Here is an 11,624-nt window from a genome sequence, read left to right on the forward strand (position 1 = left end):
CATGGCGGCGGCGCGCTATCGAAAAGTTCAGGTCGGTCCGATCTGAGTTTCCTGACAGCCGAGCGATCCGGCTTCGGCTAGGCAGGTCTTGAGAAAACGCCGGAAGGATCGCCATGGACTCGAAACTCTTGGGCTTGACGCTCGCCGCCGTCACCGCGATCGCCGCTGCGCCCGCCCCAGCCGTGGCGGACGCCGAGCAGGACCGCCAGATCGTGGCCGCGCTGGACCTGGAATTCCAGGCGGCGACGAAACGTAATGACGCCGAGGCGATCGACCAGATCCTGCACGACGACTTCGTCCTGGTGCTGGGCGATGGCCGGGTCGTGTCGCGTGAGATGCTGATGGCGGGGGCGCGGGCCAAGTCCATCATCTACGAGCAACAGGATGAGGACCCCGGCACCCAGACCGTGCGGGTCTGGGGCGACACCGCGGTGGTGACCGCGCGCCTGTGGGTCAAGGGCGTCGGTGAGAAGGGCGCTATCGATCGTCGCCTCTGGTTCAGCGACACCTATGTGCGTACGCCCAAGGGTTGGCGCTACGCCTTCGCCCAGGCATCGCTGCCTCTGCCGAACTAGCTAGACGACCTTGGCGCGGAGTTCGCCGAGAATCCGGGCCAGATCGCCCTCGCGGAACGGCTTCTGCAGGACCATGGAGCCCTTGTCGACGTCTCGCAGGCCGGCGTCGCCATAGCCGGTGGCGAAGGCGAAGGGAGCGCCCTTCGCCCGCAGGATGTCGGCCAGCGGAAAGATCGGCTGGCCGCCCAGATTGACGTCCAGAACGGCGCAATCGATCTCGGCGGTGTTGGCCAAGGCGATCGCCTCGTCGAGACGCGAGGCCGGGCCGACAACCTTGCAGCCGAGGTCCTGCAACATGTCCTCGATCAGCATCGAGACCATCATCTCGTCTTCGACGACGAGGACGCGAAGGCCCGTCAGATCAGGAATATCGCTCATTCTCGCTCCAAGCCCCGGCGACCGCCCGGTGTCACCACAAGAACTGCGCCTTGCAGATCATAGTCAAGTTTTGGACTTGGCGCGAGGTTGTCCGGCGGTCGACACCCCCAGCATCGTCCGCCGGACCAGAATCGCAAGTCCTCGCGATCCACTGCGACAATCTGGTCCCTACAGCCACGGTGTGTCTGTCTGCTTCCCGACGATCATAGCTCGACCACATCCTGCGGCGGCGAGATTCGCAGTGCGGTGATCTGGTTGCGTTCGCGTTTCACCACCTGGAAGCGGTGGCCATGGAACGTCCACGTCTGGCCGACCTTGGGGATGGTCTGGGCCTCGTGGATGACCAGGCCCGCGACAGTCACCGCGTCGTCATCGGGCAGGCTCCAGTCCAGGGCCCGGTTCAGGTCGCGGATCGCCACCCAGCCGTCGACCATCACCGAACCGTCCGGCTGCGCGCGCACGCCCTCGAGGGCGCTGTCGTGCTCGTCCTCGATCTCGCCGACGATTTCCTCGAGGATGTCCTCGAGGGTCACCAGGCCTTCCAGCGAGCCATATTCGTCCACCACCAGGGCGAAGTGGCTTTGGCGCTTCAGGAAGGCGTTGAGCTGGTCCTTGAGGCTGGTGGTCTCTGGGATGAACCAGGCCTCGCGGACGATGGCGGGTATATTCAGCTTGGCCATGGACCCGTCGGCGCCGGCCAGGGCGGTTAGCAGGTCCTTGGCATGCAGGATGCCGATGATGTTCTCGGGCTCGTCGCGATAGAGCGGCACGCGGCTGTGCCCGCTCTCCAGCATGGCGGCGATCAGCTCCTTGGCGGGCAGGGCGGCGTCGATCATCGAGATCGACTTGCGGTGGACCATCACCTGGGTGACGTCCATCTCCGACAGGTCCAACACGCCGCCCAGCATGTGCCGATCGCGGCTTTCGACCAGGCCTTCCGAGTGGTGGTACTCCACCGCGCCGCGGATTTCCTCGTGGGCGGCCAGCACGTCGGTCTCCATCGAGAGCTTGATGCCGAAGGGGCGCAGGGTCTGGCGAACCACCCACTGGGCGCGGTTGGCCAGGGGGCCGAAAATCTTCACCACCCAATAGGTCGGGATCGAGAGCGCGCGGGCCACGTCGTCCGCCCGGGCGATGGCCAGGGTCTTCGGCAGGATCTCGCTGAAGATCACGATCAGCACCGTCATGACGCCCGTGGCCATGAGGGCGCCCACCGGTCCGGGGAAGGCGGTCGACAGCGCCAGCGTGGTCAGGGCCGAGGCGCCGATGTTGATCACGTTGTTGGACAACAAGATCGCGCCGATCATCTTCTCCTGATCAGCCATCATCAGGTTGACCCGCCGCGCGGCACGGTCGCCTTCGCGCTCGAGCTGGTGCATCCGGCCGCGGCTTGCGGCGGTCATCGAGGTCTCGGCCGCCGAGATCAGCCCTGAGAGGCTCAGCAGGATGACGAGGATGGGAGCCAAGCCCGCGAGGATCGCGAGGATCGTCACGCCACAGCTCCTTCAGAAATGAGGAAATCATGCACGGCCTGGACCGCGACATCCTTGGCGACGAAGGTGTCGCCCAGGGATCGGGCCAGGATGAAGGTCAGCTTGCCGCCCTCGGCCTTCTTGTCCTGGCCCATGTGACGGATCAGGCGTTCGGCGACGAAGGGGGTGCTAGAGACGCCCTCGAGCCGGGTGGGCAGGCCGGCGGCGGCGATGGCGGCCTCGGCGCGCTGGGCGTCCTGCGCCGAGCAAAGGCCCTGGGTCGCGGAGAATCGGAAGGCGATCGCCGAACCGGCCGCCACGGCCTCGCCGTGCAGCAGGGCCTCGCCATAGCCGGTCTCGGCCTCCAGGGCGTGGCCGAAGGTGTGGCCCAGATTGAGCAGGGCGCGGCGCCCGGCCTCCTTCTCGTCTTCGGCGACGATCTCGGCCTTCATCTCCACCGAGCGAGCCACGGCGTGGCTCAGGGCTTTGGGCTCTCGCGCCAAGACCGCCGCGCCGTTCGCCTCCAGCCATTCGAAGAAGGCGAAGTCGCCCAGCAGGCCGTACTTGATCACCTCGGCGTAGCCGGCGCGCATCTCGCGTTCCGAGAGGGTGCCCAGAACGTCCAGGTCGGCCAGCACCAGCAGCGGCTGATGAAACGCGCCGATCAGATTCTTGCCGCGCGCGGTGTCGATGGCGGTCTTGCCGCCCACCGAGGAGTCGACCTGGGCCAACAGCGTCGTGGGGATCTGCACGAAGTCGATCCCGCGCTTGTAGATGGCCGCGGCGAAGCCGGCGAGGTCGCCCACAACGCCGCCGCCGAAGGCGGTGACCACGTCGCCCCGGTCGAGTTCCAGGGCCAGCAGGCGGTCGCTGACATCGGCCAGGCCCTCCCAGCTCTTGGAGGGCTCGCCGGGCGGCACGACGACCGGGTGACAGGCGACGCCCGCGGCCTCCAGCGACGCCATCAGCCGCGCGCCGTGCAGGGCCCAGACAGTTTCGTCGCTGACGATGGCGGTGCGGGGCCGTTTCAGCAGGGGTCGCAGGCGCCCACCGGCCTCGCCAAGCAGGCCAGGGCCGATGACCACGTCGTAGGCGCGGTCGTCCAGGCCCACGCGGACGGTTGTCGTCATCGGGGATGGTCCTGAAGATGGGCGGTCATCGCCTGGATCACCTGGTCGACGGTCACGTGATGGGCGGCGTCGCCAGTCTCCACGATCACATCGGCCTCGCCATAGACCGGGTAGCGTTCCTCCGCCTGTGCGCGGAGCACGGCCAGCGGATCGCGGCCGGCGATCAGCGGCCGATTGTCCTTGCGCGACACCCGCCTCGCCAAGACCTCCAGGTCGGCCTTCAGCCAGACCGAGATGGAGTTCGACCGGATCAGGGCTCGGGTCTCGGGGTTCATGAAGGCGCCGCCGCCGGTCGCCAGGACATGGGGCGGATCCTCCAGCAGCCGGGCGATCACCCGCCGCTCGCCCTCGCGGAACGCGGCCTCGCCCAGATCGGCGAAGATGTCGGGGATGGACCGGCCGGCCGCGGCCTCGACCTCCGCGTCGGCGTCGCGGAACGGCAATTCCAGCGCATTGGCGAGCCTGCGGCCCACGCTCGATTTTCCAACGCCCATGAGGCCCACGAGGGCGATAGTCCGGGCGCGCAGCGGTGTGTAACGGTCCATGAACGGCGAAGGTCTACACGAGCAGGGCCCCTCGCGCCAACTTCAGGCGTTGAGTTAGGTTGAGGTGGTGATGGCTGGACGGTTCTTCTGCATGGCGTTCGGCGCCTTCATGCTCTCCGGCGCGGCGATGGCGCAGGAGGTCGCCGTCACGCCTCTGGCCGCGCCGGACTACTTCTCCACCGCCGGCCGTGACACCGGGCTTGGGCCCGACCTCTGGCGCGGAACCGCGCCCGCCACGGCCCGCGCCGTGATCCTCATGCTGGCGACCAAGCCGCTGTCACCGGCAGGGCGCGGCCTGGCCGCCCGGGTCTTGGCCACCGGAGCGACGGGTCCCGAAGGTGTCGGCCGCGACCCGGCCCTGGCCGGCGCGCGGGTCAGCGCGCTGCTGGCCCTGGGCGCGGTGAGCGAGGCCAGCGCCATTCTCGACCGATCCTCGGGGCTGGATCGTTCGCCCGAACTGGCCCGCGCTGCGGCCGAGGCCGCCCTGCTGGCCGACGCCCCCGATCGCGCCTGCGCCGTCGCCGCGCAACTGGCCACGGGACGCGACGACATCTACTGGCTGCGGCTGCGCGCCTACTGCCAGGCCCGGGCTGGCGAGACGGGCGCGGCCCAGCTTACCTACGATCTCGCCCAGACCCAGGTCCGTGACCCCGTGTTCGGCCGCCTGATGGGTGTGAAGCTGGCGGGCGGCGGCGATCCTGGCCCCGCCTCCTTGCGCAACGGCCTGGATTACGCCCTGTCGCGGGACCTCTCGTTGGACCTGGCCCAGGCCAAGGCCTCACCCGCGGTCGCCGCGGCGCTGGATCGCGGCCAGGCGACGCCGACCCTGGACGATGCGACCCTGGCCGACGCCGTCAGCCTGGCGCGCGCCGGCCAACCGGACGCCGCCACCTTGAACCGCCTGATCGCCCGAGCGACCGCCGCCGAGGCCAAGGTTCCCGGCAAGGCGCAGAACGCCGCGTTGATCTTCGCGGCCCTAAGCGCGCCGGCCGACGCCGCCGCACGGGGCGAGCTGGCGACCTATTCTGGCGCGGAGACCAAGGCCTCGCCCTCTCGGATGCTGGCGATGGAGCTGGCGGCCGACGGCAGGCTGGTGGGGGAGACCGCGCTGCTGGCGCTGTGGATCGCCGGGGATTCCGGCGTGGCCGGTCCGCCCACCGGCGATCGCGTGCGCGTCATCCGGGCGCTGAAAACGGTGGGTCTGCAGGAGGATGCCCGGGCTTACGCGGCCGAGGGCCTGGCGGCGCAGCGATGAGCGGCGGCGGGGGCTGGGTCGAGGCCTTCCTGGAGATGATGGCGGTGGAGCGCGCCTCAGCCCGCAACACGCTCACCGCCTACGGCAAGGACCTGGCCGACGCCCAGGCCTTCCTGCGCGGCCGCGACAGCGACCTCGCCGCGGCGTCGGCCGAGAACATCGAAAGTTATTTCGCCGCCCTCAGCGACCGGGGCCTGTCGCCAGCCACGGCGTCGCGGCGTCGCGCCGCCGTGCGCCAGTTCTATCGGTTCGTCCTGGGGGAGGGCTGGCGCGCGGATGATCCCTCGCGCCGGGTGGAGGCCCCCAAGAAGGGGCGGCCGCTGCCGAAGGTGCTGAGCCGTGCGGAGATGGACGCGATCATCGCCTCCGCCGGCGCCCGCGACGGCGCCCAGGGCCTGCGGCTCGGCTGCATGGTGGAGCTGGCCTACGCCTCGGGCCTACGGATTTCCGAGCTCACCAGCCTGCAACTGTCGGTGCTGGCGCGCGATCCGGCCTATCTGATCGTCAAGGGCAAGGGCGGCAAGGAGCGGCTGGCGCCGCTGAACCCGGCGGCGCGGACGGCGATGAAAGCCTACCTGGACGTCCGCAAGAGCTTCCTGCCCAAGAGCGACGCCGCCAATCCGTGGCTGTTTCCGTCGCGGGGCAAGGGCGGCCGGCTGACGCCCCGACGCTTCGCCCAACTGCTGGATGAGGCGGCGGCCGATGCTGGGATCGATCCTGCCCGGGTCAGCCCTCACGTCCTGCGCCACGCCTTCGCGACCCATCTGCTGGAGGGCGGCGCCGATCTCCGGGTGGTCCAGAAGTTGTTAGGCCACGCCGATATCGCCACGACCCAGATCTACACCCATGTCGCGGGTGATCGCCTCGCCGAGGTGATGGCCACGCGCCATCCGTTGGCCAAGAAGGTCTGAGACAACGAAAAGGCCGCCCGCGGGAGCGGACGGCCCTATTTTCCGTCAACCAGCCTTAGCCGGTGATGCGGAAGCGGCCCTCGCGGTCCGGACACACCCGGACGTAGCGATACTCGTCACCCGAGATCGGGGCGGGCGCCAAACGGCACTTCTGGCGATTGTAGTAGCTGTAGTCGTACTGGCCCGAGCGGCGACCGCGCTCGTAGCGGCTCTCCCGGTACGGAATGGTCTGATCGTAGCTGTAGTAGTAGCCGGTATCGTCGCACTTGGCGTTGTCGCTGGCGTTACCGACCGCGGCGCCGATGCCGCCGCCGACCAGGGCGCCCAGGACGGCTCCCTCGGTTCGCGCGTTCCGCGCCGCGACATTGGAGCCCAGGGCGGCGCCGGCGATGGCGCCGATCAGCCCGCCGGCGACCGCCCGGTTGTTGTTCCGGTCACGGCAGGGATCGTTGTTCGGCCGGTTGTTGTAGGACGTGTCGCGGCCGTAGTCGGTGGCGTTCCACACGGGCGCGGGGCCATAGCGGCGTTCATAGGCGCCGGGGCCGTTGTTGCGGTCGTAGGTGCGACGATCGCTCTCGTACTGGCGCATCTGGCGATCATAGTCCTCGCGGCTGGACCAACTCACGCTGCGATAGCGGTCATTCCAGTAGGAGTCGTCCCAGGCCGGGGCGGCGCCATACGCGCGGACATAGGCGCCGGAGCCGTAGCGGGCGTCGTAGCGGGCGCGCTCGCGGTCATAGGCCTCGCGGCGCTGATCGTAGCTGGCCCGAGCCTGTTCGTATTGTTCGCGACGGTCGGCGTAGTCGGCGCGATCATTCTCGTAGTTGCGCATGTCGCGTTGATACTGCTGGGTGGGCTGGGGTTGGGCGAAGGCCGGCGCGGCGGTGGCCAGTGCGACGGTCGCGACCAGCGCGATTCTGATGGATCTCATGGTGAACTCCTGACGTCCTCTTGTGGGAGGGGAGCCTCCCGCCAGGCTCCCGCCAGACATGGGTTCGGTTCGACCTCGAGTGCCAAACGTCCTGCTAGGGCAGAGGTTGCACGTCGCCGCAGGGCCTTGTTGGGGCTGATGAAACCAGACGCCGCTCGCCGGACTTGTTAGGCTGAAGGTTCCCGCCTAATTTCCGCCCCTTCCGCAGACGGAAGCGAAACAGAAGATTCCTTGAATGGCCGCGCACTACCTCGAGTTCGAGCGCCCGATCGCCGACCTCGAAGCCAAGATCGAGGAGCTCTCGAAACTGTCCGAGACCACGGGCTCCGGCGCCCTGGACGGCGAGATCGAGGCCCTGCGCGCCCGCGCCCAGGACATGCGCCGGCAAGCCTATTCCAAGCTGGACGCCTGGCAGAAGACCCAGGTGGCCCGCCATCCCGAGCGGCCGCACTTCGTCGACTATGTGGGGGGGCTGATCGAGGAGTTCGTCGAGCTGCGCGGGGACCGGAAGTTCGCCGACGACCAGGCTCTGATGGGCGGTCTGGGCCGGTTCCGGGGTCAGCCGGTGGTGGTCATGGGCCACGAGAAGGGCCGCGACACCGTCACCCGGGTGAAGCACAACTTCGGCTATGCGCGACCCGAGGGCTACCGCAAGGCCATCCGGCTGATGGAGATGGCTGAACGCTTCAATCTCCCGGTGATCAGCTTCGTCGACACGCCCGCCGCGTATCCTGGCGTGGGTTCCGAGGAGCGCGGCGTCGCCGAGGCGATCGCGCGGTCGACCGAGAAATGCCTGATGCTCAACGTGCCCATGGTGGCCGTGGTCACCGGCGAGGGCGGATCGGGCGGCGCGCTCGGCATCGCCTGCGGCAACCGGGTGCTGATCCTGGAGCACGCCATCTATTCGGTGATCCCGCCCGAGGGCGCCAACTCGATCCTGTGGCGCGGCGCGCGCACGGCCGAGGAAGCCGCCAAGGCGATGAAGATCACCGCCCAGGACCTGATCGGCATGAAGATCGTCGACCGGATCATCCCCGAACCGCCCGGCGGCGCACACTCCGACAAGGAGGCCGCCATGAAGGCGGTCGGCGACGCCGTGGAGCAGGAACTGGAGGCGCTGGCCGGCATGGACGTGCAGGCCCTGCGCAAGCAGCGGTCCGACCGCTTCTACGCCATCGGCCGGTCGGGACTGCAGTAAGCAAGATCATTGCGCAAACGGCTTGCGTGACGCCCCGGCGCCGGGTTCATTGTCTTCCAAACAGCTGTTTGGGAGGACGTTATGGCCTTGAAGACCCGGTTCACCGAGCTCGTCGGCATTGAGCACCCGGTCGTCCAGGGCGGCATGCAGTGGGTCGGCCGCGCTGAGCTGGTGGCCGCCGTCTCAAACGCTGGCGGCCTGGGCTTCATCACCGCCCTGACCCAGCCCACCCCAGACAAGCTGCGCGAGGAGATCGAGCGCTGCCGCAGCCTGACCAGCAAGCCGTTCGGCGTGAACCTGACCATCCTGCCGGCCATCAACCCACCGCCCTACGCCGAGTATCGCCAGGCGATCATCGACAGCGGGGTCAAGATCGTCGAGACCGCCGGCAACAAGCCCCAGGAACATGTCGACGAGTTCAAGAAGCACGGGATCATCGTCGTCCATAAATGCACCAGCGTCCGCCACGGCCTGTCAGCCGAGCGGATGGGCGTGGACGCCATTTCCATCGACGGCTTCGAATGCGCCGGTCACCCGGGCGAGGACGACGTGCCCGGCCTGATCCTGATCCCGGCGGCGGCCGACAAGATCAAGATCCCGATGATCGCCTCGGGTGGCTTCGGCGACGCGCGCGGCCTGGTCGCGGCCCTGGCGCTGGGCGCCGAGGGCATCAACATGGGCACCCGGTTCATGGCCACCAAGGAAAGCCCGATCCACCAGGCCATCAAGGAGCAGATCGTCGCCAACGACGAGCGCTCCACCGACCTGATCTTCCGCACCATGCACAACACCAGTCGCGTGGCGAAGAACGCGATCAGCCAGCAGGTCGTGGCGCTGGAGAAGTCCGGCGCCAAGTTCGAGGACGTCCGTGAACTGGTGGCCGGAATCCGCGGCCGCAGCGTCTACGAGGTCGGCGACAACGACGCCGGCATCTGGTCGGCGGGCCAGATCCAGGGCCTGATCCACGACATCCCCTCCTGCGAGGAACTGATCCACCGGATCGTGTCCGAGGCCGAGGAGATCATCAACGGCCGCCTGGCCCGCTTCGCCGGATCGCGCCAAGCCGTCCCGGCCTGACCCGACGGGTGACGCCGGTCTCCCAAAGCAAGGCCAACATCTCGCTGGTCGTGGAGGCGCTGTACGCCATCGCGGCCGAACCCGATCGGTGGGACCAGATCGTCGAGGCCTTGGGCGGCGCGTCGCTGGACGGCGCGGCTAAGGCCGAGGGCGCGGCGCGGCTGGCCGGCTTCGCCAGTGGGCGCGCCGAGCCGGCCCCGGCGCAGGCCGGCGTCATCCTGATCGGGCCCAGCGGCGGCGCCGTGGCCTGGAACGCGGGCGGGGCGGCGGTTTTTCAGCAGCGGCTGGGCCTGATCGAGGCGCGCGGCCTGCGGTTCTTCAATGCGACCAACCACGAGGCCCTGGACGCCGCGCGCAAACGTCTGCGCGAAGCCGCGGGTCGCCAGGTCATTGTCAAGTTCGCCCAGGCCCACGACGAGGCGCCGCACTTCGCCTATGTCATCCCGGCGCGGGCGCTGCCCACGGCGCTGGCGGCCGACCTTCCGGCGGTGGGTGAATTGGACGAGGGCGCGGTCGCCGTGTTGTTTCCAGCCGTGGAGACCACCGACCGGCTCTGGGCCACCATGCGCGACAGCTTCGGCCTGACCCCGGCCGAGACCCGGCTGGCGGCGAAGCTGAAAGACGGCCTGACCTTGAAGGAGGCCGCCGACGACCTGTCGATCAGCGTCAACACCGTGCGCAACCAGCTCCGCGCCGTGTTTGACAAGATGGGCCTGAATCGACAGAGCGAACTGGTCCGCGCCTTGACCCAGCTCGGCTCGCTGTCGGGCGCCTTCGGTCAGGGCGCCGCCCCGACGACCGCCATCGCGGCCACGGAGCGGGGCGCGCTGAGCGCGTCCCCGCCGATCCGGTTCTTCCGCCTCTCGGACGGTCGGCGGCTGGCTTGGCGCGACTATGGCGATCCGGCCGGTCGTCCCGCCATCGTGATGCACCAGGGCCTGGGCTGCAGCATCCTGCCGCGTGGGTCCGACGTGCTGGCCCGGGATCTCGGTTTGCGCCTGATCGCGCCCGAGCGGCCGGGCGCCGGACGGTCCGATCCGCGGCCCAACTTCACCTTTCAGGGCGTCGGACAGGACGTGGCCGAGTTGAGCGCCGGGCTGGGCCTCGGTCCGGTGCGCGTCGCCGCCTTCATGGCCGGCGCGCCCTTCGCCCTGATGGCGGCGGCGGCGATGGGCGCCGGCGTCGAAAGCCTTTTGCTGGCCTCGGCCCGCCCGTCGGGCCAGATGATGGAGACGGAGCGGGACGCGGGTCATCCGGGGGTGCTGTTCCGCCGGCGGATCCTGCGCAACGCCTGGCTGGCCGACACACTGTTCGCCCTGATGCGCCTGCAACTGAACCGGCGACAGTTGGAGCGGTTCGTCCGCGCCGCGGCCTCCGCGCCCAGCGACGGCGCCTATCTGGCGACCCATCCGGAGGTGATGGACTTCATCGTCGACTATATCGGCGAGTCGCTTTCGGTCAGCAGCCGCGGCATCGCCGACGAGATCCGTTGCGCGTCCAAGAGTCCCCAGCTCGATCTCGCGGGCCTGACAGCGCCCATCAGCGTCTGGCATGGCGCCGATGACCCCATGACCAGCGTCGACCAGGTCACGGCGTGGCTGGGGGATCGTTCCGCGGAGGTGCGGACATTCCAGCACACCGGCCACTTCCTGGCGCACAAGCACTGGCCCGAGGTCCTGGGCTGGCTGGCGCGGGACTGAACACCGCCAAGGAAAAGCCCGCCGACGCTGGGCGTCGGCGGGCTCGTCCCACTCTCCAAGACGGTCGCCGCCGATCCCGGGGGACCGACGGCGCTGGTCCCTAGTAACGCAGGGTCGCGCCCACGTAGAAGTAGCGGCCACGGTTGTCGTAGGTCGACGAACCGGTGCCCGTGCCGGTGAAGGTTTCCGGCAGTTGGGGCGGGTGCTCGTTGGTGAGGTTCAGAACCCCGCCGCGCAGGCTGACTTCGTCGTTCAGCTTATACGAGACCTTGAAGTCGTGGTTGTAGTAGTCGCCCGTGTAGTACGGGTTGAGTTGCGCCTCGGTGAAGGCGGTCGTCGAGATCATCGACCCGATGTAGTGGGTCGTCCAGGTCAGGCGCAGGTCGTTGTAGGTCCACTGGACCGTACCCTGGGCCTTCCACTCCGGCGTCGCATTGGTGATGGTGTTCGCG

At 68.9% G+C, this 11,624-nt stretch carries 11 protein-coding genes and 1 pseudogene; 6 read left to right on the forward strand and 6 right to left on the reverse strand.

Annotated elements, in window-relative coordinates; translation table 11 throughout:
- The first annotated feature begins 113 nt into the window (after positions 1-113).
- Entirely contained in the window at positions 114-575 is a 462-nt protein-coding gene (locus RMO04_RS14210) for a nuclear transport factor 2 family protein (RefSeq protein ID WP_309645425.1), read from the forward strand.
- Here RMO04_RS14210 and RMO04_RS14215 read toward each other — a convergent pair whose 3' ends face one another.
- The 4 genes from RMO04_RS14215 to RMO04_RS14230 form a co-directional block, all read right to left on the reverse strand.
- Positions 576-953: a response regulator gene (locus tag RMO04_RS14215; RefSeq protein ID WP_309645426.1), complete on the reverse strand. Its 378-nt coding sequence runs from the start codon at positions 951-953 to the stop codon at positions 576-578.
- A 203-nt stretch (positions 954-1,156) separates the two neighbouring features.
- Positions 1,157-2,440: an HlyC/CorC family transporter gene (locus RMO04_RS14220; protein WP_309645436.1), complete on the reverse strand. Its 1,284-nt coding sequence runs from the start codon at positions 2,438-2,440 to the stop codon at positions 1,157-1,159.
- A 2-nt stretch (positions 2,441-2,442) separates the two neighbouring features.
- Positions 2,443-3,555 (reverse strand): 3-dehydroquinate synthase, encoded by a 1,113-nt coding sequence (gene aroB / locus RMO04_RS14225; RefSeq protein ID WP_309645427.1) that lies wholly within the window; start codon positions 3,553-3,555, stop codon positions 2,443-2,445.
- Positions 3,552-4,100, reverse strand: a complete 549-nt coding sequence (locus RMO04_RS14230; RefSeq protein WP_309645428.1) for a shikimate kinase — start codon at positions 4,098-4,100, stop codon at positions 3,552-3,554. The genes aroB and RMO04_RS14230 overlap by 4 nt, the downstream gene beginning before the upstream one ends.
- A gap of 70 nt (positions 4,101-4,170) precedes the next feature.
- Between RMO04_RS14230 and RMO04_RS14235 the strand changes: the two genes are divergently transcribed.
- On the forward strand, positions 4,171-5,355 hold the full coding sequence (locus tag RMO04_RS14235) for a hypothetical protein (RefSeq protein WP_309645429.1): 1,185 nt from the start codon (positions 4,171-4,173) through the stop codon (positions 5,353-5,355).
- Positions 5,352-6,266, forward strand: a complete 915-nt coding sequence (locus tag RMO04_RS14240) for a tyrosine recombinase (protein ID WP_309645430.1) — start codon at positions 5,352-5,354, stop codon at positions 6,264-6,266. The genes RMO04_RS14235 and RMO04_RS14240 overlap by 4 nt, the downstream gene beginning before the upstream one ends.
- 55 nt (positions 6,267-6,321) lie before the next feature.
- On the opposite strand, the gene RMO04_RS14245 is transcribed toward RMO04_RS14240, so the two are convergent.
- Positions 6,322-7,197 carry a glycine zipper family protein gene (locus tag RMO04_RS14245; protein WP_309645431.1) on the reverse strand — a complete coding sequence of 292 codons (876 nt, stop codon included), beginning with the start codon at positions 7,195-7,197 and terminating at the stop codon, positions 6,322-6,324.
- A gap of 235 nt (positions 7,198-7,432) precedes the next feature.
- Between RMO04_RS14245 and RMO04_RS14250 the strand changes: the two genes are divergently transcribed.
- From RMO04_RS14250 to RMO04_RS14260, 3 genes are all read left to right on the forward strand, one after another.
- Complete coding sequence (locus RMO04_RS14250) at positions 7,433-8,395, forward strand: acetyl-CoA carboxylase carboxyltransferase subunit alpha (RefSeq protein WP_309645432.1); 963 nt, start codon at positions 7,433-7,435, stop codon at positions 8,393-8,395.
- Positions 8,396-8,476: 81 nt separating this feature from the next.
- Complete coding sequence (locus tag RMO04_RS14255; RefSeq protein WP_309645433.1) at positions 8,477-9,472, forward strand: nitronate monooxygenase family protein; 996 nt, start codon at positions 8,477-8,479, stop codon at positions 9,470-9,472.
- A gap of 8 nt (positions 9,473-9,480) precedes the next feature.
- Entirely contained in the window at positions 9,481-11,172 is a 1,692-nt protein-coding gene (locus RMO04_RS14260; RefSeq protein WP_309645434.1) for an alpha/beta fold hydrolase, read from the forward strand.
- Positions 11,173-11,272: 100 nt separating this feature from the next.
- On the opposite strand, the pseudogene RMO04_RS14265 reads toward RMO04_RS14260, so the two are convergent.
- Positions 11,273-11,624 (reverse strand): annotated as a pseudogene (locus RMO04_RS14265) (TonB-dependent receptor); the annotation flags it as partial.

It is taken from the genome of Phenylobacterium sp. (assembly GCF_031412415.1).
Classification (GTDB): Bacteria; Pseudomonadota; Alphaproteobacteria; order Caulobacterales; family Caulobacteraceae; genus Phenylobacterium.

Coding starts and splice junctions, on each gene's coding strand:
- RMO04_RS14210 (WP_309645425.1), top strand. CDS start 114: ATGGACTCGAAACTCTTGGGCTTGACGCTCGCCGCCGTCACCGCGATC.
- RMO04_RS14215 (WP_309645426.1), bottom strand. CDS start 953: ATGAGCGATATTCCTGATCTGACGGGCCTTCGCGTCCTCGTCGTCGAA.
- aroB (WP_309645427.1), bottom strand. CDS start 3,555: ATGACGACAACCGTCCGCGTGGGCCTGGACGACCGCGCCTACGACGTG.
- RMO04_RS14230 (WP_309645428.1), bottom strand. CDS start 4,100: ATGGACCGTTACACACCGCTGCGCGCCCGGACTATCGCCCTCGTGGGC.
- RMO04_RS14235 (WP_309645429.1), top strand. CDS start 4,171: ATGGCTGGACGGTTCTTCTGCATGGCGTTCGGCGCCTTCATGCTCTCC.
- RMO04_RS14240 (WP_309645430.1), top strand. CDS start 5,352: ATGAGCGGCGGCGGGGGCTGGGTCGAGGCCTTCCTGGAGATGATGGCG.
- RMO04_RS14245 (WP_309645431.1), bottom strand. CDS start 7,197: ATGAGATCCATCAGAATCGCGCTGGTCGCGACCGTCGCACTGGCCACC.
- RMO04_RS14250 (WP_309645432.1), top strand. CDS start 7,433: ATGGCCGCGCACTACCTCGAGTTCGAGCGCCCGATCGCCGACCTCGAA.
- RMO04_RS14255 (WP_309645433.1), top strand. CDS start 8,477: ATGGCCTTGAAGACCCGGTTCACCGAGCTCGTCGGCATTGAGCACCCG.